Here is a 22,060-nt window from a genome sequence, read left to right as displayed (position 1 = left end):
GCGACGCTAAAAAGGCGCGGCAGTATAACGCGCCTCGGTGGGGCGTACACGCGCCGGCAATCATTCGTTGGTCGCATGGGTGGGCGAATATCGGACAGCGGGTTTGCACTTCAAGAGCTACCCCCTCACCCCAGCCCTCTCCCCCAAGGGGGGCGAGGGGGAAAGGGAGCCGATCTTCATGCTGTTCAAACCTGTGCTCGACTCAAGAAAGGGAGCTGATCTTCATGCTGTCCAAACCTGTGCTCGACTCAAGAAAGGGAGCTGATCTTCATGCTGTTCAAACCTGTGCTCGACTCAAGAAAGGGAGCTGATCTTCATGCTGTTCAAACCTGTGCTCGACTCAAGAAAGGGAGCTGATCTTCATGCTGTTCAAACCTGTGCTCGACTCAAGAAAGGGAGCTGATCTTCATGCTGTTCAAACCTGTGCTCGACTCAAGAAAGGGAGCTGATCTTCATGCTGTTCAAACCTGTGCTCGACTCAAGAAAGGGAGCTGATCTTCATGCTGTTCAAACCTGTGCTCGACTCAAGAAAGGGAGCCGATCTTCATGCTGTTCAAACCTGTGCTCGACTCAAGAAAGGGAGCTGATCTTCATGCTGTTCAAAACCTGAGTTCGACTCAGGAAAGGGGGGCGATGTTCAGGCTGTTCAAGTCTGAGTCCGGCTCGGTATTTCAGGTCGGCGTATCGCCAACAATCGACTCGGTCAGTCCCCTCTCCCTCTGGGAGAGGGCTAGGGTGAGGGGCTTTTGGCGGTCTACGCAGGCCACACTTTTGACGTCAAATTTCGGGCCCGAAAATCGGTGGTCATTTATCGACTACGCCTCTAAAGTGGCAGCCGGTCTGTAGAGTAGGACACTCGGTCAGCCTCTTATCGCACGGTGAGTCAACGATTGACCCATAACGCCATTCAACGTCTTTTGCTCAAACGCTTTGCCCTCGCTGCGGCCACCTATGGATTGGCTTTGCTGCTGCTGTGGCTGGCATTTTTCACGGGGCACTACGAGCAGTCCCTGACTTCTGTGGCCATCGGCAGTGCGCTGGTGGTGATCAGCCAGTCGGTGCTGTTCGCACTGTTCTGGAGTGGGCGCAACCTGCGCTTTGCCGATCCCAGCCTGACCGAAGCGCAGGTGTTGATCGGTCTCGGCTGGCAGACCTGGCTGATCGCTCATCTGGATGAAGCCCGCGGCGCCTTCCTGGTGTTCTACGTGCTGATCCTGCTGTTCGGCCTGTTCCATCTCAGTCGACGGGCGTTCATACGCTGTGCCCTGTTGGTGTTCTTCAGTTTCTGTGCCATCACGCTGTGGGACGGCTACTACTTCCGCTTGCGCGAGCCGGCGCTTGCCGCCTTGCAGGTGTGCATTCTGGCAATGGTGCTGGCGTGGCTGGTGCTGTACGCGCGCTTCGTCCAGGTTTCGCGGCAACGCCAGCGCCAGCGCCGGTTTGCCTTGCAGGCGCATCAGGACACCCTGCGCGGGATGATGCGGCAGTTGGAAGATCTGGTCGCCACCGATGAACTGACCGGGCTGTTCAATCGTCGGCATTTTCTGCGTCTGGCCACGCGAGAGCTGGATGAAATGGACGACGATGTGGTGCACGGTCTGGCGCTGATCGACCTCGACCATTTCAAACGCATCAACGACCTGCACGGCCATGCCGCCGGCGATCAGGTGTTACAGGCCTTCGCCGGCGTTGCCCAGGCGTGTCTGCGCGACGGTGATGTGCTGGCGCGTTATGGTGGTGAAGAATTCGTTGTGTTGTTGCCCGATTGCGACGCCGAACGGCTGACTACTTGCTGTGAACGTCTGCGTATTGCCTTTACTGACGTTGAACTGGTCGGCCTGAATGTGCGCAACCTCAGCCTGTCGGCCGGCATGACGCTGTTGGTGTTGGGCGATGATCTGGACGACGCCTTGCAGCGCGCCGATCAGGCCTTGTATCGGGCCAAGCGTGACGGGCGCAATCGTTGTGCGGCCGCGTGGGAGAACGTCGATGCCTGAACTTCGCGTCGGTGAACGACAATGGTCAGTGGCAGCGGGCAGCAATCTGCTCGATGCCCTCAATCAGAATGGCGTCGCCGTGCCTTACAGCTGCCGCGCCGGCAGTTGCCATGCCTGTCTGGTGCAATGCGTGCAAGGCCTGCCCGCCGACAATCGGCCGGACGCCTTGAGCGCCGAACAGCGTCAGCAAGGCTGGCGCCTGGCGTGTCAGTGTCAGGTCGTCGAAGATTTGCAGGTGCACACCTTCGACCCGATCACCGATGGTCGCCCGGCAGTGGTCGAAGCGCTGGACTGGCTCAGCGACAGCGTCCTGCGCTTGCGTCTGACCCCGCAACGGCCGTTGCGCTACAGCGCCGGGCAACATCTGGTGTTGTGGATCGGGCACATTGCGCGGCCGTATTCGCTGGCGAGCCTGCCGGAGGAAGACCGCTTTCTCGAATTCCATCTCGATTGCCGCCAGCCTGGTGAATTCAGCGATGGCGCACGAAAATTGCAGATCGGCGATCCGATCCGTCTCGGCGAACTGCGCGGCGGTGCTTTGCATTACGATCCCGACTGGCACAGTCGCCCCTTGTGGCTGCTGGCCGCTGGCACCGGTCTGGGCCCTTTGTTCGGCGTGCTGCGCGAAGCCTTGCGCCAGGATCACCAAGGCCTGATCCGCGTCATTCACGTGGCTCATGACGATCGCGAGCACTATCTGGCCAAACCCCTGGCGGCACTGGCTGCGCAGCGGGAAAACCTCAGTGTCGAGCTGTGGACGGCGGCCGAGTCAGCCGCCGCTTTGGCGCAACTGCGCCTTGTCTCCCGGCAAACCCTGGCCTTAGTCTGCGGCTCGACGGCCAGCGTCGACGCCTTCGCGCGGCGTCTGTACCTGGCCGGATTGCCGCGCAATCAACTACTGGCTGACGTGTTCCTGTCCCGTGGTTGAGCGCTGATATTTCAGACGCGAGACACATCATGACCGAAGCCATCCTGCTGGAACGCGAGCGCGGTTTGCTGACCCTGCGCCTCAACCGTCCGGACAAGAAAAACGCCCTGACCCGCGCCATGTACAGTCGCCTCGCCGAGGCGCTGAAACAGGCCGATGGCGACCCGGCGATCAACGCCGTGCTGATTACCGGCAGCGCCGAATGCTTCACCGCCGGCAACGACATTGCCGACTTCATCCAGCAACCGCCGAGTGACCTCGACAGCCCGGTGTTTCACTTCATGCTCAACCTGCTTGAGTGCCGCAAACCGGTGATCGCCGCGGTGGCCGGCGCGGCGGTGGGCATTGGCACCACATTGTTGCTGCACTGCGATCTGGTTTATGTGGCCCGCGATGCGCGGTTGCGCATGCCATTCGTCAACCTGGGTTTGTGCCCGGAGTTCGGCTCCAGCCTGATCCTTCCACGTCTGCTTGGGCAGGCCAAAGCGGCAGAGTTGTTGTTACTGGGCGAAGGCTTCAGCGGTGAACAGGCGGCGCAGTGGGGGATTGCGACCGAAGCATTGGGTAGCGGCGCTGCGGCGCTAAGCAAGGCGCGGGAAATGGCGCTGCGTTTCGATGAACTGCCGGCCGAAGCGGTGCGTATCAGCAAGCAATTGATGCGAGCGCCGGATCGCGAGTTGATTCGTAAGGTGATCGAGGAGGAGGGCGCATTGTTCACCCAGCGCCTTCGTTCGCCAGAAGCAATGGTGGCGTTGACCGGATTTATCAAACGGCATTAAAAAGCCAACCCTCATCGGAACGCCGCCCGCCCAGCCCTCTCCCAGAGGGAGAGGGAGACGACCGAGGTGTAATGCGCTACACATCGACTTGAAAGAAACGGTCGGATTCAGCGCAGAGCTATCAGGTCGGTGCAATTCTGCAATATCCCTCAATCGGTTCCCTCTCCCTCTGGGAGAGGGCTAGGGTGAGGGGCTTTCGATTCAACGCAGACAACAAAAAGCCCCGGCACTCACATGCCGGGGCTTTGGTTTTTCAGCGCGTCACTCAGACCTGCGGGTCGCCCACGTGCAGGATCTTCATGCCGTTGGTGCCGCCGGTGGTGTGGTAGCTGTCGCCCTTGGTCAGGATGACCCAGTCGCCTTTTTCCACAACGCCGCGTTTGGTCAGCTCGTCGATGGCCTTCTGGCTGACTTCGTGCGGTTCCAGCGAAGCCGGATCGAACGGAATGGTGTACACGCCACGGAACATTGCCGCGCGGGCCTGGGCTTCGCGGTGCGGGGTGAAGGCGTAGATCGGCACCGAGGAGCGGATACGCGACATGATCAGCGGAGTGAAGCCACTTTCGGTCAGAGCGATGATCGCTTTGACGCCCGGGAAGTGGTTGGCGGTGTACATGGTCGCCAGCGCGATGCTTTCGTCGCAGCGGGTGAATTCCTTGCCGATACGGTGGCTGGAGGTCTTGCCGGTCGGGTGCTTCTCGGCGCCGACGCAGATGCGCGCCATTGCCTGCACGGCTTCCAGCGGGTACAGGCCAGCGGCGGATTCGGCGGACAGCATCACGGCGTCGGTGTAGTCGAGCACGGCGTTGGCTACGTCGGACACTTCAGCGCGGGTCGGCATCGGATTCTGGATCATCGACTCCATCATCTGGGTCGCGACGATCACCGCCTTGTTGTGGCGGCGTGCATGCAGAATGATTTTCTTCTGAATGCCGACCAGTTCGGCGTCGCCGATTTCCACGCCCAAGTCACCACGGGCAACCATCACCGCGTCGGATGCCTTGATCAGGCCGTCGAGGGTTTCGTCGTCCGCTACGGCTTCAGCGCGTTCGATCTTCGCCACCAGCCAGGCAGTGCCGCCGGCTTCGTCGCGCAGTTGACGGGCGTATTCCATGTCGGCAGCGTCACGCGGGAAGGACACTGCGAGGTAGTCGACTTCCATTTCTGCAGCGAGCTTGATGTCGGCCTTGTCTTTTTCAGTCAGGGCCGGCGCGGTCAGGCCGCCACCGCGACGGTTGATGCCTTTGTGGTCGGACAGCGGGCCGCCGATGGTCACGGTGCAATGCAATTCTGTTGCGGTGGCGGTATCAACGCGCATCACCACACGGCCGTCGTCGAGCAGCAGCTCGTCACCCACGCCGCAGTCCTTGACCAGATCCGGGTAGTCGATGCCGACCACTTGCTGGTTGCCTTCGGTCAACGGATGGCTGGTGGAGAAGGTGAACTTGTCACCGATCTTCAGCTCGATCTTCTTGTTGGCGAATTTGGCGATACGGATTTTCGGGCCTTGCAGGTCACCCAGCAGGGCGACGAAACGGCCGTGCTTGGCGGCGAGGTCACGCACCAGCTTCGCGCGAGCCTTGTGCTCGTCGGGGGTGCCGTGGGAGAAGTTCAGACGGGCAACGTCCAGACCAGCCAGAATCAGCTGTTCGAGAACTTCCGGCGAGTTACTGGCCGGGCCAAGGGTAGCGACGATTTTGGTACGACGGACGGACATGCAAAGACTCCTGAGTTCAAGCGCTAGCGAAGGCTACTATGCTCTTGGGGTGTAGTCATTGTTCGTTTGCACTACTTATTACTTTCTTTATTGAACACGACGATTGGCGCAAACACTTCTGAAGAATTCCCGGCAGGGGTCGATACAGAGCACAAGACAGGAGAACCCCCATGCGATTGTTGCCCATTGCCGCCCTTGCCCTCAGCGTCCTCGCCGTGACGGGCTGCACCCGTTGGTCGATGAACCATCATTTGAACAACGCCTACAGCGCCTATGATCGCGGCAACTGCGAGCAGGTCATGCTTGAGTTGTCCAAGGTCGAACGCGCCAGCCGTGCCCGCCCGTACGTGTGGCCGGAAGTGTCGATGATGCGCGGCCAGTGCCTGGAACGGCAGAAAATGTTTGTCGACGCGGCGCAGACCTATCAGTTCATCATCGCCTCGTACCCGAACAGCGAATACGCCTATCGCGCCCGTGCCCGTCTGGAAACCTTGCAGAGCCTGGGCCATTACCCGACGCGCAGCGCCGCTGCCGTGGTGCGCCCGACCCGTTTCTGATGACAGTTGTCATACAAAATCTGGCCGTGTGTACAAGCTGAGCTATAGTCGAATAACCCGGATTCGGCACCGCGTTCTGAATCCGGAGCAACACCTGCGACTGGCAGTTGTAAGGTGACGGCGACGTAGCGACCGTCACACCGGAAGCGGGGAGAGCGAGCCTGCGACACAGGCACGTTCCGAAGCAAGGTGCGGCTCTGTGACGGAGCCTTGCATGGCGAACTGCGCATGTTTACCGAACGGATCGAACGGCATCAGTTGCCGTATTTCCTCAGAGTGTTCAACAGCGTCACCGACAAGCCCATCGGTTTTCTCGGCAACCTCTCCGAAGACGGGCTAATGCTCATCAGCCAATTGCCCATGATGGTCGGCGTGGACTTTCAGTTACGCCTGAAAATCCCCGCCAGCGATGGCTGTCAACAGGTGATCGACTTCACCGCGTGCTGCGTGTGGTGCCATGAAGACGCCACGCCGCTGCACTACGACGCCGGCTTCGTCCTGCAACGCGCACCGCCGGAATTTGGGCAGCTGGTGCAGGCGTTGCAGCGTTATTTCAGTTTTCAGCCGTTGCCGGCTTCGGCCTGATTCAAACCCGCTAAAAGCTTCGCGAGCAGGTCGCGCCTACCTTCGATTTGTGGTGTGTAACAGATCTTGTGGGAGCGGGCTTGCCCGCGAAAGCGTCTCCACTGGAACACGAGTCGCTCGGTCAAGCTGGGTCATACACCTGTTCGTTATTCAGCCTTTTCGGCTAGCCACATTCCCACTCCACTCCCTGATCAAGCGCCATCTCCAGATGCTGCGTTTTGCTTTTTTTCGGCCATCTCGCGCCTCACAGCCATCACCGAACCCGGCGTATCGAAACGCCTTGTCGACAAGAGTACCGTTGGTCGGGACTGTCAGGTTTGACAGGTGACATGTATTTGCAGGAGCGCTGATTCTGGAATCGGTTTTTAATTCACGAATGCGGGAGAAAGAACAGTGACGGATGATTCAGAAATTCCCCTTGGCTGGGCAGCGCCTACTTTTTCTCCCAATGTTAGCGGAACTCTTCAACAGTTCCCCCTGACTATTCGGGTCAACACAATACCGAACAACCTGACAAAGCGTGAGGTCCACTTCAAGCTTAATGGCAACCATTGGTACGAAATGGATCCAGGCTCAAACTCGAACGAGCAATGGTACGACGTCATTATTCCTGAAATAAAACATAGTGACCGTCTGGAAATACATACGCGTTACGTGGGGGGAATGGTGGGATCGGACTGGGGCTTCTCAGGGCAGTTCCGCATCATCAAGCCTTTGGGAATTATCTGGCCGCCTCAAAATAGTTTTGTTTCTTCATCAATAATTATCTCTGGCACCGGAGCCTGGGATAATCCCGTAATTGAGGTGACGACAGGCGACAAGTCTTTCAAAGGCACGCCAAACCTTGACGGGACCTGGTCTGCCGCATTGGAAAAACTTCCCCTCGGCAGACACAGCGTGCATGCAACACAGACTTTCGGTGGTAAAACTTCCAAATCCACGGAATGGAATTTAACGGTAATCGAGGAGCCGCGAATAATATCTCCAGTAAGCGGTGCAGTGATCGGTGAGGCAAAACCGATTGTTTCCGGCACTGGTGAAGTCTATGCAAGTATCAACCTCCACCGGCGAGGAAACCCCCTGGATAGATATGGTTCAGGAATTGTAGAGTTTGACGGTCACTGGAAAATAGAGCTGACCAAAGCGCTCTCATGGGGAAGTTTCATACTGGTCGCAGAACAAACGTTCGAAAAATCGACATTGCTTTCTAACCCTGTCGATCTCACGGTTAACCTTTCGCCCGTTATTTTAGATCCGGCGGCGGGTACGCTACAGTCTCAATCGTTTGACCTTTCAGGTGATTTGGCCATCCAGGGTGCCATCCTGGCTGTTTACATGGATTTGGGATCAGAGCACGTGGGGGAGGCCGCGGTTTCGGCTGGGACCTGGAGAGTGCCGGTAAATGTCCAGCCTGGACCCGCTTCACTCGTAGCGATACAAACTCTGGACAATGTCCCTTCACCTCGCAGCGCGCCTCGAGATTTCCGGATCCGGCCTCCCAAACTGGCAGAGCCTGATGTCACCTTTCTTCCTGATACAAGCTTGAAATTCTCCGGTACCGGTCATTACGACAAGAACCTGCGGACCGAAATCCAGTTCTCTGCCAGCGACAGCTCGCTGCCTTTGCCTCCCAACGTCCGCGTCGATGCCCAAGGCGAGTGGGAAACTGCCCCCGTTGTCTGGCCTCTGGGCAGCTACGATGTGACGGTGATTCAAAAGATCGCCGACAACGCCAATGGCTGGATCGAATCGCTGCCGCTTGAATTCGAAGTCCACAACAACATGCCGGATATCACCGAGGCGAGCTACACCGAGGAGTATCTACCCGTCTTCAGCGGCGAAGGTTACACAGGCGCCACCGTCTCGCTCAGGTTTCCCGATTCAACCGAGGCTGCACGAAGTGTAGTGGTCGAGAACGGCAAATGGTCCACCCCGGCATTGGTGAAGTGGGGGCCAACCAACAAGCGGGAAGTCCGCATTACACAGCATCTGGGAGACCATTCCTCGCAACGTCCTTTCAGCTTGCACGTCACGATTCCACCGCTGGCGCCAGGCCTGGATGATCCTTCCGAGGAGGGGCTGGAGCCGATATTCAGCGGCACTTGTTGGTCTGAAGCGCTGGTGAAGCTCCGGTTCAGCGACGACGGCTTGGAGTACGAAGCGGATGTGGAGGGTGAGCGCTGGGCATTTCAGCGAACCAAAGCATTTGAACCCGGAGTCCTCCACCGCGTCACCGTTACCCAGATCGTTTTCGATCTCCCTTCAGTGCCGGCATCGAAAACCTTCACTGTCCACAGAGTCATGTTGCAACCGCTCATCGTCGCGCCGGTATCCGGCTCAGAAGTGGGATACGACGTCACCATTGAAGGTGATAACGGCATGCAGGGCGCGATGATGCAATTGCATGACAGCCAGATGGGAAGAACGCTGGGTGCTCCGCTCGAATTGCTTGAGGAGGGCAAATGGTCGATCGAACTACGCGATCTGGAGCTGAGGCCTTACTTCCTCCACGCGCAACAGATACTTAACGGGCAAGAGTCGCCCAACAGCGCGGTGCACGAACTCAAGGTGGTGGTGCCGCCGCCTCGATTCAGGACGCCGATCCCTGGCGGGAAAGCGCCGCGCACCTCGAAGATTGTTGGCACTGGCCGACCTGGCGCGCGGGTGGAGGTCTGGCTGGAAGGCGCTACTGAGCCATTGCTGACGGATATTGAGGTGAACGCGAAAGGCTGCTGGGAAGCCGAAGTGAGTTTGCCGGTGGGCAACACAACCATCTGGGCCTTTCAAACCTTCGTCCACAATGGCATTCCGCAGCGCTCTCAACCCAATGAGCGTTTGCGTTACAAGGTCGTGCCGGCGGCGCCGTTTATCGAGACCCCGTCTGCCGATGACCATGTTGGCCGCCGGGTCGTGGTGTCGGGTTTCGCGACGCCCGGCGACACCGTGACTGTGACGCTGGGTGGCGACCAGGCCAGCGCCAAGGTGCGGGAAAACCGGACGTGGTCGGTAACGCTGAAGCCTGGGCAAAACGAAGGCAATCATGAACTGGAAGTTGTGGCGGCTTACGAAGGGTTTGAATCCGATAGCGCGAAACGCACGGTTCAGCTGGCAACTTATCTGCCCACCATTGAGATACCCGCGCCGGGACGCTGGGTCAGCAACCCGGTGCTGTTTGCCGGCACGGGCCGTCAAGGTGTCGGTGTTCTGGTCGACCCGTTCAACCCGGACAAGACATGGGCAGCGTCGATTCAGGTCGACCCTGACTGGCAAGGCCTGTCTGACCAAACGCTACCTTTGGGTGGCAACTGGTGTCGTTTCAAGCTGCAGCCAAGCGACAGCGATCCGCTGGGTTCCGACTGGGTCGCCAGTGAGCGGTTTGAAATCGAATCAGCACCGACGGATAAATCACGCTTGTAAATTTCCGATGAACGGGCATTAAACCTGTCATTTCTGACAGTTGGCGGCTGCTGCGTTCAAGCGCTAAATCCTTATGGAACGCTAGGTCCGCCTGACACGACAGTCAGGCGGACCGGGCCCGTTATCGACTCAAGGAATGTGACCATGGCTGATTCACTCCGTCCCGCTGCGCAGTTGTTCATTCAGCTGTTTGGTGAGCAAACGTCCACTGTGCAAAACCGGCTTTCGAAACTCTGGAGTTACGTTGAGCAGGGGGAATCATTTTTCCCTCTGGTCGAAAAGGGTCTTCCGGTTCTGGTTGGCGAGTACGGACTTGAGCAAGAAGAGGCCCGGCGCTTTTTGCGCCGGGCCAACAGCCTGGCGACCTATGTGCGGCGTCGATTTATTGAACATCACGAGCAGGCGGACAAAGTCGGGCCGACAGGACCGTCCAGTGGTTTGATGTCGCTCGTTAAGGGGCCGCAACTGGAGCGAATATTCGATCTGCAATTGGGAGCCAAGTGCCCCTCGGATTCTCTGGAGTCCATGTTCGGGCCTTCGGCGTATCTGGTCTTCTTGTATCGATTGATTCGAGACTTGATCGAATCCGTTGGTGACGACACCAAGCTGCCGTTGCATGAGCGTCGCACGGATTTGATGAAGTTGACGGTCGACAGTAAAGCGGTGAACGCGCCGGAGTCATCAGTCGACGTGATCGTACGCGTGCTACAGGCGTTCATCGCTGCGAACACGGAGGTTCCACTTGAACAGGCATTGATCAAGGCACGCTATCCCAACGGTCTGCCGTATTACCAGCATTGGATCACGGTTGATGGGGTTGCGGGTTTCAACGGACGATCAGTGGGGGATTTTGCCAACATCATTGACGAGAAATTTCCCAACTTCTTGCACTCCGGCTCCCTGACCAGGCTTGCCGCTGCGGCCCTGGCCCATGCCTCTCGGCTTGGCCCTTACCAGCAGCAGCTGCTTACTGAACCTTACAAAACCGTCGACAATTACGTTGCCTTCTATCTGGACAATTTTGACGTCGGAGCTCACATAGCTATACAGGGTCTCGCCTACATTTTTAGTTTGACTGAACATGCAAATCTAGTGGCAGAGGAAGTTATCAGTCTTTTATCGGTTGGGGATCACACACCGTGGCGTTCTGCCAACGTGAACTATCCCGATCAGACTCTTCTCCCGGAAAGTGGACGATCCGGCTCGGTTTACATCAATAACTACGCTCATCCGGCTATTGGTATCACCGCTCAGTCGGGATCCAGCTTCAATAAAATCATGATCGAACCCACAACCAGCGAGGGTTTGAATTTCTTTGATCGACTCAACCGCAAGTTACGCCTGGACAAATGGCTGAGTCTGCCCCCTGAGCAGACTGACGCCTTGTTGGTGGCGGCGATCAGGGCCCAGGCACGCGGCGCTGAAAAGCCTGAAGTATGGGCGATTTCGGTCAACGTGATACATGCATTGGGTCTGTTTCAGCGACTGCGTGAACGCTACAACTGCACGGCAGCGGATTTCGCCGTGTTTCTCGATGAACTGTCACTGTACGGTCGCGGTGATGCACTGTCGCAGTTCGATCAGGTCTTCAACAATCAAGACAATTATCGCAAGCCGCTGAGACTCGACGGCACACCGTTTGCGCTGATACCGACATCGGATCAAGACAATCTGACGGTCAGCCAGCTATGCAGTGGTTTGGGCATTGATCTTCAGACTTACCACTACCTGGCATTGGCGATAGCCCAGGCTCATGACCTTACCGATAATCTGGTGCGCAGTCCGGCGGTCATTTCCAGTTTTTACCGTTTGGTAAAACTGCCCCGGCTGTTGAATATCACGCCGGTCGAAGGCGTGTTGATGCTCAGTGTGCTGGGGGGAGAAACCTGGCTCAAAGGGCTGGCGGGCAAGCCGCGTATTGTTGATGTGGCGGACGATGACAGCCGCACTGACGCCACGGCTGGCGGTCCGGGCGTGCTGAGCCTGATCGAAGCCATGCGGGCCTGTGTGCAATGGTGTGAGCAAAGCAACATATCGGTGTTGTGGATGTTGCAGCACGTGAGTGCACCACTGCGTCTGAGCGACTTCTCCCAGCAGGATCAGCAGTTCTTCGACAAGATCGGCACCCTCCTGCCCAGCGCGCGTTTATCCAACAATTCATTTCTCGTGGCCGGTATCCCGCCGGCCGGAGGAAGCGACTGGCTGGATTTATTGTCGATTGACAGTGAGGGGCTGGCGCCGGTTGTCGATGCCAATGGCCTGATACTGGCCACTGCCATGACGCCGGAAGATTATTCGGCCTTTGCCCGCGAGAAGCTCGAATGGGCCGTCAGGAACGGCCTGGACATTGAGGAAGCCCAGGTCAGCGTCTTGGCCGAGATCATGCTCACCGTTCTTCTGCAGGCCAGAGACGCTCAGGTTTCGCTGGTCAGGGAGTCGCTGGCAGTCTACGCCGGCATCGAGGGCGAATTGGCCATTCTGGTGCTGAACTGGGTCGATGCTTCGGTGTACCAACTGTTGCGCCAGGTGTATGACCGCACTGACCTCGAACCGCCAGCGACGCAGCGCAGGCGCGACGAACCTTCAGATCCGTTACTCGAATTGCTGGCTGTTGTGCGCCAGCGCGCCGAAGTCGTTTCAATGCTGGGTTTGAGTGCGGCCCTGGTCCGGGATTATCTGGATTATGGATATGAGGCGTGGGTCGACCAAAGCATCATCATCATCGATCCCTCTCAAAAATATGTGTTCTCGGTGCGCATACTTTACGCGATGACCACGCTGACCCGCGCGTTCAGCATGAGTGAACAGCCGGAGCAGAAATTGCTCGACTATCTGCGTCAGGTCCATTCGCTTCCTGCCCGACCCAGCGAGGATGCATTGCGGGTGGTGCAGCAGGCAGCAGCCATCAAACTGGCTGAATTCTTTGCCTGGAGCGCGCAGGAAGTCAGCGAATGTGTTCGCCATATCGATCCTGAAACCCAAGTGTTGAAAACCCTGGAACAACTGGATCTGCTGATGCGCGTTTACCAGTTGTCGATGCAGACCGGTATGGATGCCCGGACCATTTTGCGGATTGGAACCTTGCCGGAGACAACCGATGCCAGCGAGGCCTATGCCCAGGCAGCTGAACTGGCTTTGCTCAGTCAGACCCAGACGCGTGTGCCTGTCGTGCAAGCACCGGGCGAACTGAAGCAGTTGGTCAGGATGACTTGCGCAGTAGAACCGACGGAAGTCTTCGCTAGTAAAAAAGATGAAAAAGCGATCATTACGATGACGCTCACCGACGCCCGAGGCGCAGCGTTGAAAGGCATCGCTGTTGATTGGCACTCCGAGCTAGGGACCATCAGATCGGGCATCACCGATCCCGAAGGAGTCCTCACGGCTGAGTATTTTCCGGGCACAGTCTTGGGCACGGACAGACTTTATTTTTCCCTGAGCCTGCTCGAGCCTGAGTGGGCAGTGAGCATCGACGTCATCGCCCACGCCGAGAGCATGAATTTCCCGACCGGGCTGATGTCTCCGGTGCCAACGGAGGTCGTGCCGCTTGGTCAGGAAATCACACTCTACGCCACGATGGTGGACCAGTACGGAAACCTTGGGGCCAACATGCTGGTGGGCTGGGCCTGGGAGGTAGAAACAGATCCCGAAGAAAGGCCAACGATCCGTCCGAAACAGGGTTTCACCAATCAGCAAGGTCAAACCACGGTTTATATCACCAGCGATTTCAGCGGTGAATTCGAAGTCGGTATACGCAGCCTGGCAAGCGGGAAGGGGACTGTCTTCGAACCCATCCGATTTGGGGGGACACAAGGCCGCACCCACTCACCTGAACAAGCGGCACCGCCTTCCGCCAGTGACGCGGGAACCTCTTCCACGGAGCAAGGATCATGACATCGAACAACATTGGCCTGTTGCAGGAAAAACGTCGTACCGCGTTGCTTGAGTATTGCATCGGGCAAGTAAAGGCGGAGCGTTACCCGCCTTTGCTGACCCCAGAGGACGTGTTCGAATTGCTGCGCATCGACCCGTTGGACAGTGCTCGTGTGCAGACGTCGGGGGTGGCCGAAGCGATCAGTTGTGCGCAGCAATATATCAGTGCGGTGTACAACAAAATGGAGCCCGGTTTCGAAAACCACGAGTTTCCCCCCGAGCAGCTGGAAAACTGGGCGCTGTACAACAACTACTCGGACTGGGCTGCAGTGCAGATGATCGCGCTCTACCCGGAAAACTACATCAATCCGTTCGTCCGTCAGCGTAAGACGGATCTGTTCAAGGCCCTTGAAAACAACCTCAACCAGGCCCGTTTGAGCAGCGATTCGGTTCAAGCCGCGCTACAGGATTACTTGCAAGCCTTCGAACAGATCTGCGATCTGGATGTTGTCAGTGGCTACATGGACGGCACGACCCCGGAGCGCGCCGATTATTACTTTGTCGGGCGTCAGCGGGTGCCGCCGTTCCAGTACTTCTGGCGCAAGGCGCAAATCGAGATCACGCCCACGTGTGTGGCCGTCAACCCGGCGGCGTGGAGTGAATGGAAAGCGGTGGATATTCAACCTGCCGGGCGGGTGCTGGACATGCGTCCGGTGGTCTGGAACGGCCGACTGTGTCTGGTCTGGGCGGAGTGGCGGGACAAGGTCGGCGAGATCATCGAAGCCGATCCTCCGGATCCCGATAAGGACGACAGATCCCGATTTGTGCCCCATCAACTGGATATCAATGTGGCCTTCATGAGGCAGAACGGCCAGTGGTCGGCGCCTTTGAATTTACTCCATGGCGAGTTTGATGACGATCTCTCTGCAGGTGCCCGGCTGATTGCAACTGTGTGGGTCGACCCTCAGATCCCGAAAGGCAAGCTTGGGGTGTTGCTGGTCAATGGTAAGGCCGGCACGGGTGCCTTGAACGAGAAAGCGATCATCGATGTGTTGATGCGCCCTGATGTTGAAGACGGTGGTACCTGGCTGGAGCTGGCCAAGAATGAGCGATTTGTTTCTGCCTTGACGGTTCAGCACCCCTTGGGTCTTGAGGTTACTGTGGTCCCAAGTGAGTCACCGTCAGGCTCCATGGCAGCTTTTCTGGGGCTGAACGTCTTCGCCATGCGATCGGGTAATGATGATGTGCTGACGGTTGAGGGCTTTTGCAGGTCAACAGGGTTACCAGGCATCGAGAAGACTGCGTTTACCTTGCAGTTGGAACTTGCAAATATTGACGACCCTAAACCTGTGAAAAGTGATGTTGCAATCGCCGGCGATTGGACAATGCAGTTCTTGGATACCTTCAGTCGACCAAAGGGAACGTGGGACAACGTCAGGTTCACTCTAAAGAATGATATTGAAGGCTTTGGCGGTAAACAGTTTGACTTGACGATTGTCGAACTCTCGGATTTTCTCGCGCCAACGCTGCTGAAAAACACCTCGGATGCCGCTCAATTCCTCGACTTTCAACTTGGCGATGACTGGGCACTGCGCTACGTTCGGCTCAATTCGCTGTTCGGCCCCGAGTTGGTCACACGCTCCACTGTCTCTCCAGCGACTCTGATTAATTGGGACTCCCAGCATCTGTCCGAGCCACCGCCTACCAGTGTTGATTTCGAGGAACGCAATGGCGCTTTCGACGGTGCCAACGGGTTGTTTTTCTGGGAGCTGTTTTTCCATTTGCCGCATTTGATCGCGACACGCTTGCGTGATGAAGAGCGGTTTGCCGAAGCACAGACGTGGTTGCATTTCGTCTTCGATCCCCGGGCTACTGCCGACAGCAGCTCGGTACCCGAGAAACCGAGCTACTGGCGCTGTCGACCGTTGATCAACGATTTGGGCAATGCCGGCTGTGAATCCTTGGCGCCCGCCGACCCGGATGCGATTGGATATTCAGCGCCCGTGCATTTGAGGCTGCTGATGTTCATCGAATATGTGAAGAACCTCATGGCCTGGGGGGACTGGCATTACCGCCAACTGACCCGCGAAAGCCTGGTGGCGGCAAAGCTGTGCTATGTACAAGCGGGATCATTGATGGGCAAACCGCCTCTGACTCAAACGGTGAACTTGTGGCAGACCGCGACGCTGGAGAACCTTCTGGCCCAAAGTTGCACGCGTACGGCACTGGAAGATTTCGAGCAGACATTGAATTACAGCCTGGCAGATGTTCCGGGCGGCTCCGATACGGCTCCCATGCTGGGCATGTTGGGGTGTCCGCCGTTCAGGGCACCCATCAATGATGAGTTATTCAGTTGGTTCAACCAGCCGCAGTACCGCATGAACAACTTGCGCAACAACTTGACCATTGATGGCAAGCCCATGCTCCTGCCGTTGTTCAACCCACCGACTGACCCGAATCAATTGCTGCGCGATCTGGCCGCAGGTGGTGTCGGTGGCGCCAGACCGATGGGCGGACGGCTGGTGGTGATTGCGTTTCGCTGGCGCACGATCTTCGAGGTTGCCTTGCGTGCGGTGCAGGCCTTGCAGGATTACGGCAGCCAGGTACTCAATCTGCTTGAGCGGCGTGATCGTGCCGAGCAGGAAGAGCTGCAGCAAAACCATCTGGTGGAGTTGGGCAACTACGCCAGAACCGTGCAGGAGCAATCCATCGCTCAGTTGGAAGCGAGCATGACGGCGCTTGAGCAGAGCCGGACAGTGGCTCGGGAACGGGCTGCTGCTTACGCAGCCCGCTATGACGAAAACGTGTCGGCTGTCGAATATCAGGTCATGGCAAACCTGGACCAGTCCAAAGAGCTGGCGCTGACTGCCAAAATCCTCAAACCGGTAGGCGCGGCCTTGGCGGCCGCGCCCAATATCTTCGGTATGGCGATGGGCGGGTTTCGTATCGACAAAGTTACGGATGCCATCTGCTTTGGCCTGGAGATAGCTTCGTCGATGCTGCAAATCGATGCCGACAAGCAAGCTACCACCGAAGGCTATCGCCGTCGCCGCAATGAATGGGGGTTGCAACGCGATCAGGCGCTGGCAGAAATCGCGGCCATCGATGCGCAAATCGTCGCGCAGAACCATGCGATTGATGCGGCCAGAACCAACCTCGCGCAAACGCTACGAGCTAACGCTCAGGCGTTGACGATGTACAACTATCTGAAAAAGCGCGCGACCAATGCCGAATTGTTCGGCTGGATGCTGGGCCAGCTCAAGGCCTTGCACTATCAGGCTTACGACGCAGTAGTCAGTCTGTGCCTCAGCGCGCAAGCGGCGATGAATGCCGAAACCGGCGATTACGATTCCAATATTCCCTTGCCGCAGATCTGGCAGGATCAACGCCTCGGTTTGACCGCTGGCGAGCATCTGCGCGCGTTTCTGCTGCGCATGGAATATGAGTACCTGCAGCGCACCGAGCGACGGCTTGAACTGGTAAAAACCATCTCCTTGCGTCGCCTGTTCAACGATGCAATAGACCCTCAGCTCGGTATCGGTAGCTGGGAGGCTGCATTGGCGCAATTGCAGACGACCGGCTCGCTGGAATTCAAACTCACCCAACTGCTGTTCGATCGGGATTATCCGGGACATTACTGCCGGCAGATCAGTTCGGTGGAAATCGACTTGCCAGTGCTGGCGGGACCTTTCGAGGACGTGCGCGCGACCTTGCTGCAGGTCGGCAGTATGACTGCCAGCCGGGCTTCGGTGCAGTCAGTGCAGTACTTGCACAATCCGGATCCTGAGGAATTGGCCCCTTCCGATATGCTTTTCAACTTGCGTCCGGGCCAGCAGATTGCCTTGTCGGTGGGTATTGCCGACAACGGCATGGCGGCGGCGAAGCCAGATGAAGGTTTGCTCTATCCATTTGAAAATACCGGTGTGGTGTCCGCCTGGGAGCTGAAATGGCCATGGCATAAAGAACCGCCGCAGGAGGCCATGCTGGGCTCAATGAACGATGTCATTTTGCGCATTCGCTATACGTGCAAGAGCGGAGATCAGTCGTTTACCGATTCGGTGAAGGAGTTGGTCAATGCAGCACAAGAGGGCCCGGCCGGCAAGGGCAAGGGCAAGGGCAAGGGAGTGCGCAGTCATGAATAATCCTATCGTTCAGGTGAATGAAAACCTGGTGTGCAACGGTGATTTCGAAGAAAGGTTCGATTGTTGGGCAAGGACGGGGGCGGTTGCCATAGGCCTGGCGTATTACGACAACACGCCTGTCAAACACATCAAAGCGCCGAAGGGCACGGGTGTCACGCAGGACGTCACACTTCCCAGAGATCCTGATGGCAATGGTGCTTATTGGCTGAGTTTTCTGTGGGAAAGCAGTTTCAGCCAATCAGGCTGGGTGAGGATTTCTCAGGGAGAAATCGAGCATTACCGCATCGAACTCAAACCCGTCGGTAAACCTGATCAGGCACAACAGCGCGAGGGTTTCGGATCAGGGCCAGAGAGGCGATTCAGTCCGACCCTGCATGAAGTGGAACTGACATCGGACATCTCAAGCTCAAAGCCGCTGCGCATCGAAATATACAGCTCGACAGAGTCTTCAAGTCCATTTGGCGAACTCTGGGTTACACGCGTCAAAGTCGAGTTGAAACTCGCACCACTTGAGTTGCAGGAAGTTGAGCTGGACGGCATGTCGTTCCCGCCCTTGCGCAAAATGTACCTGTGTCAGGGCGCCAGCAGGGGCGGAGCTTTTGGCAGCGACGCATTGATCACACCCCACGTACTCGGTTTTGTACCTGTGCCGGATAACCCTTGGGACGGCACCCCGGTTGCATTGAGCATCGACAATAACCCGCAGGGCGCGATTGTCGCGACGCCTGCTTGGGACACCCAGCAATCGCTGGACGTGCCATGGACGCTCGATTGCCCGTTAATCGATGATCAGGACTACGAATTCACCCTGAGCTTGCGCAACCGTTACACCGCGCAGGCCTACGAGATCCCCGTATCGCTGGGGCATCATCGACTGATTTTTCGTGAGGTGGTCGAGGCCGCTTACTACCCGTTGATTGAGCAAAGTGTCCGTTTGGGTGTGCAAGTAGCGTCGTATTACACCGGCCAGCCATTTGCCGGGCTTACGGTGAACTGGGCGACCGTCGAACACGGGGTGTTGGCGGCTACCGTTACTGATGAACAAGGTTGGGCTTACTTCGATTATGAGGCGAAGGCAGCAGGGGACTTCGTTATTGAAGCCTCTGTGGTTAGCCTTTATTACGAGCAGGGTGTGTGGACTCAGACGTTTGACGTACTGGTACTGGGCGAGGATCCGTGGGCACGGTTGACTGTCCGTGAAAACAACGAAATCAGGGACTGGATTGATAACAGTTATCCGAACCGGGGTTCTACCCATTCCATTGATGTAATGCTGGCGGCCAACAGTCGTCTGCGAGGCAGCGACTTCTATCTGCATTGGCACGGTGACAAGCCTGGGCAACTGGGTGTCGTGGTCAGTCCGCCACTGGAAACATCGGTGCCCATGCCGATCGATGGAGGGGGCACTGCATCCTGGACGCTGAACTGCGAAGACCGGCGCGACGGGATATTCGAGTTGTCACTGGTCTGCTCGAAGCTGTTGTTGCCGTCGCCCAGAAAACGTATGTCGCTGGCGCGCAACAGGATCAGGATCAAAGAGGTACGTCAGGCCGAGAATAGTCCGGTGGTGGAGGAACACGAATATGCGTACCTGCGCTTGCAAGTGGTGCATGTTACTGATCAGGGCGACGGCGAACCGGTGATCGGTGCGCTGGTCGAGTGGCAAACCGCCTACAGCGTCGTGCAAAGCCAAACGGGAAGCGGTGGTTGGGGGAGCCTGAAGTTTTACACCAGAGAACACGGGATTCATGCGATCACCGCGGCGGTCCGAGCGCATGAATCGGCCGAGTCGCATGAGTGCGAATTTAGCGTGACCGCGATTGCCAGGAGTTCATGGAAAGACAAAGTCAACATCACGTTTGATCGCGGCTACATCGACAATGTTTGGGGGCTTTTCTGCCGACGAGGCCAATCCCATTCCCTGCAGGTCACGGCGCTTGCCGACAGTCCTCTTATCGGCCAGGAAATCACGTTGGCATGGGGCATTGACGACCCAGGCATCGGGTTGGTGGTGAGTGAACTTGGCGAGCCCAAGGTATTGCTCGCGGATGAACCGCTGATCTGGACCCTGAGCTCTGAGTTCATAACGAGCCGCAGCAGTATGTTCGGACTTCGGTTGTTGACCGATTCACTTGAGGATCGGGAGTTGCTCGGTCGCTTGATATCACCGGATATTTACGATGAGTTCACGCTCGTTCTGGATCAAATGCGCACCGACAAAGGTCAGTCGCTGTATCCCTGCATTGGCGCTGTGCACCGATATATTTTCAGAACGAATGCGTTGAGCCCATTGGTGGGTATTAACATGGAACTGAACTGGTACGGCAGCACGGCGGAAGAGCTGGGAATCGTGCGTAATCCTCCACAGGGAAGCATCAATTATATTGATGAAAGTGGCATGACCTGGACACTGGATTGTTCCGCTAGCCGTGGGGCCGGGGAGTTCGGTCTACAATTCTTGACTGGGGCTGGCACGATTGATGTCACCAGAATGCACTTGGGCCATAACAAACTCAGCATTGAAACCGTACGTGAGTCTGCCGTTTTCCCGATCGTGGGTCAGGACCCAGCATGGATGTGGGCGAAAGTACGTTCGGATTTCTCGGAAGCTGCCATGGTTCAAGTGCCAACGCAGTGGAAGGTGGATGGTCATTCTGAAGAACATGTGACTGCTGACGATGGCTGGGCAGGCTTTGCGTATGGGGCAACCACAGGCGGATCGGCAACGGTTGAGGTGTCTGTCAGCAGTCCGTATGACAATGCTACTGATACACGTTCGATGGAGGTCTGTTCGCTGGCCGACGATCCGTGGGCTCGATTGCAGTTCAGTATGGACAACGGGCCTGCACAGCCTTTCGGCCAGGACACCGGTTTTGCGCGTCGCAAACTGACCCATAGAATCGATGTAACTGCCCCGCAAGACACCTTCTTGTCCGGTCGAAATTTGACGCTGGGCATGGTCGGCACCGGACCTGAGGCACTCGGCATTCGTTTTACTCAGCCAGTACTCGGTTTGCCAAGGGTCTTTAGCCGCGAGGCGGGATTCACCGATTCCTTCATGGTCGATGACAAGCGTAACGGCAGTTTTGGCTTGTTTCTGGCCTGCGAAAGCCTGGCTCGATGGTCACCAGTCAATGCAATGTCGGTGGGCGAAGGCGCCCAAGTGGTGAAAATCGCCGAGCGTTCGCGGGTTAGCCAGACGCTGTACTGGGGCGAGGCTGTGTCCGAGCAGATCACCGTTGTTTCGGCCATCAGTGGCAGGCCGATGGCGGGGATGAACGTTGTCTGGCGCAGTGCGGATCTTGGCGAGGTGACGACGACCACCAACTTCTATGGCGAGGCGCGGATCCGCTTTGTGCCCAAGACGCCCGGAGCGGCGCAACTGACCGCGACGGTGGGGGATGCGCAGTATTCGGAATCGATTTCGTTGCCGTATTTCCTGCACGAGCCGCGAGAGATCAAAGAGCTGGTCAGTGATGACCCGAGCGGTTATCCGGGGCAGGAAGTTTCAGCCCGGGTTTACGTCGTCTCGGCCATTACCGGTAATCCCTTGGCAAACGTTGAGGTCAATTGGGATTTTCCTGGAGTCGACATCGCGCCGACGACAACCGATAGCGAAGGTATCGCCAATGTCGTGTTCCGACTTTCGGCTCTTCAACCCGGTCTTCTCTATGCAGGCGTTCGGGGGGGCTTGGCTGGATGGGAGGTCAGTTTGATTCCTTTTACGCTTAAAGCGCACGAGCGAATGATGACTGAGATCAGCGGCAGTGGCAGTTACCCGGTTGATCGATCTGTGCCTGTCTCGTTCAGGATTGTATCGATCCCCGACGGCAAGCCTATTGTCGGCCAAAAAGTTCTCTGGGTACTGAACAGTGTTCCCGATGGCTCTTCATTTTCAACGGAAGATGGATGGGTGAGAAAAAGTTATTCGTCGCAAGGAATGGTTGGCTACAAGACCATTCGTGCTTCTGTTGTCGATGAGCAGGGGGCGGTACTTGATGAAGAAGTATTCCGGCTTCAATTCTTTGACTCGGAGTTGCCTTGAACCTCGTACAGATATCAGTAGGG

At 57.2% G+C, this 22,060-nt stretch carries 10 protein-coding genes; 9 read left to right on the top strand and 1 reads right to left on the bottom strand.

Going from position 1 to position 22,060, the window contains the following annotated elements:
- Positions 1 to 890: 890 nt before the first annotated feature.
- Genes J0G10_RS24480 through J0G10_RS24470 form a run of 3 tightly spaced genes read left to right on the top strand, consistent with a single transcriptional unit; the run spans position 891 to position 3,704 of the window.
- A complete protein-coding gene (locus J0G10_RS24480) occupies positions 891 to 1,997 on the top strand; it encodes a GGDEF domain-containing protein (RefSeq protein WP_220556911.1) in 1,107 nt (368 codons plus the stop codon).
- Entirely contained in the window at positions 1,990 to 2,925 is a 936-nt protein-coding gene (locus J0G10_RS24475) for an iron-sulfur-binding ferredoxin reductase (RefSeq protein WP_095048239.1), read from the top strand. Before J0G10_RS24480 ends, J0G10_RS24475 begins: the two co-directional genes overlap by 8 nt.
- A 29-nt stretch (positions 2,926 to 2,954) precedes the next feature.
- The gene (locus J0G10_RS24470; protein WP_093430518.1) at positions 2,955 to 3,704 is read left to right on the top strand and encodes an enoyl-CoA hydratase-related protein; all 750 of its coding nucleotides are present in this window, start codon (positions 2,955 to 2,957) and stop codon (positions 3,702 to 3,704) included.
- 265 nt (positions 3,705 to 3,969) lie between these two features.
- On the opposite strand, the gene pyk is transcribed toward J0G10_RS24470, so the two are convergent.
- The gene (gene pyk, locus J0G10_RS24465) at positions 3,970 to 5,421 is read right to left on the bottom strand and encodes a pyruvate kinase (protein WP_095048237.1); all 1,452 of its coding nucleotides are present in this window, start codon (positions 5,419 to 5,421) and stop codon (positions 3,970 to 3,972) included.
- Between the two features lie 170 nt (positions 5,422 to 5,591).
- Between pyk and J0G10_RS24460 the strand changes: the two genes are divergently transcribed.
- From J0G10_RS24460 to J0G10_RS24435, 6 genes are all read left to right on the top strand, one after another.
- Positions 5,592 to 5,978, top strand: a complete 387-nt coding sequence (locus J0G10_RS24460; protein WP_042560673.1) for a tetratricopeptide repeat protein — start codon at positions 5,592 to 5,594, stop codon at positions 5,976 to 5,978.
- Between the two features lie 228 nt (positions 5,979 to 6,206).
- Entirely contained in the window at positions 6,207 to 6,563 is a 357-nt protein-coding gene (locus tag J0G10_RS24455) for a PilZ domain-containing protein (RefSeq protein WP_093430706.1), read from the top strand.
- 393 nt (positions 6,564 to 6,956) lie between these two features.
- Positions 6,957 to 9,980, top strand: a complete 3,024-nt coding sequence (locus J0G10_RS24450; RefSeq protein WP_245398003.1) for an Ig-like domain-containing protein — start codon at positions 6,957 to 6,959, stop codon at positions 9,978 to 9,980.
- A gap of 144 nt (positions 9,981 to 10,124) precedes the next feature.
- Positions 10,125 to 13,871: a Tc toxin subunit A gene (locus J0G10_RS24445; RefSeq protein WP_220556910.1), complete on the top strand. Its 3,747-nt coding sequence runs from the start codon at positions 10,125 to 10,127 to the stop codon at positions 13,869 to 13,871.
- Positions 13,868 to 17,992: a Tc toxin subunit A-related protein gene (locus tag J0G10_RS24440; RefSeq protein ID WP_099757023.1), complete on the top strand. Its 4,125-nt coding sequence runs from the start codon at positions 13,868 to 13,870 to the stop codon at positions 17,990 to 17,992. Before J0G10_RS24445 ends, J0G10_RS24440 begins: the two co-directional genes overlap by 4 nt.
- Positions 17,985 to 22,037, top strand: a complete 4,053-nt coding sequence (locus J0G10_RS24435; RefSeq protein ID WP_245398002.1) for a hypothetical protein — start codon at positions 17,985 to 17,987, stop codon at positions 22,035 to 22,037. Before J0G10_RS24440 ends, J0G10_RS24435 begins: the two co-directional genes overlap by 8 nt.
- Positions 22,038 to 22,060: the final 23 nt, after the last annotated feature.

Source organism: Pseudomonas germanica, from assembly GCF_019614655.1.
Lineage (GTDB): Bacteria > Pseudomonadota > Gammaproteobacteria > Pseudomonadales > Pseudomonadaceae > Aquipseudomonas > Aquipseudomonas neuropathica.
The sequence above is the reverse complement of the archived record's forward strand: the minus strand, read 5'-3'. Positions and strand labels throughout refer to the sequence as shown.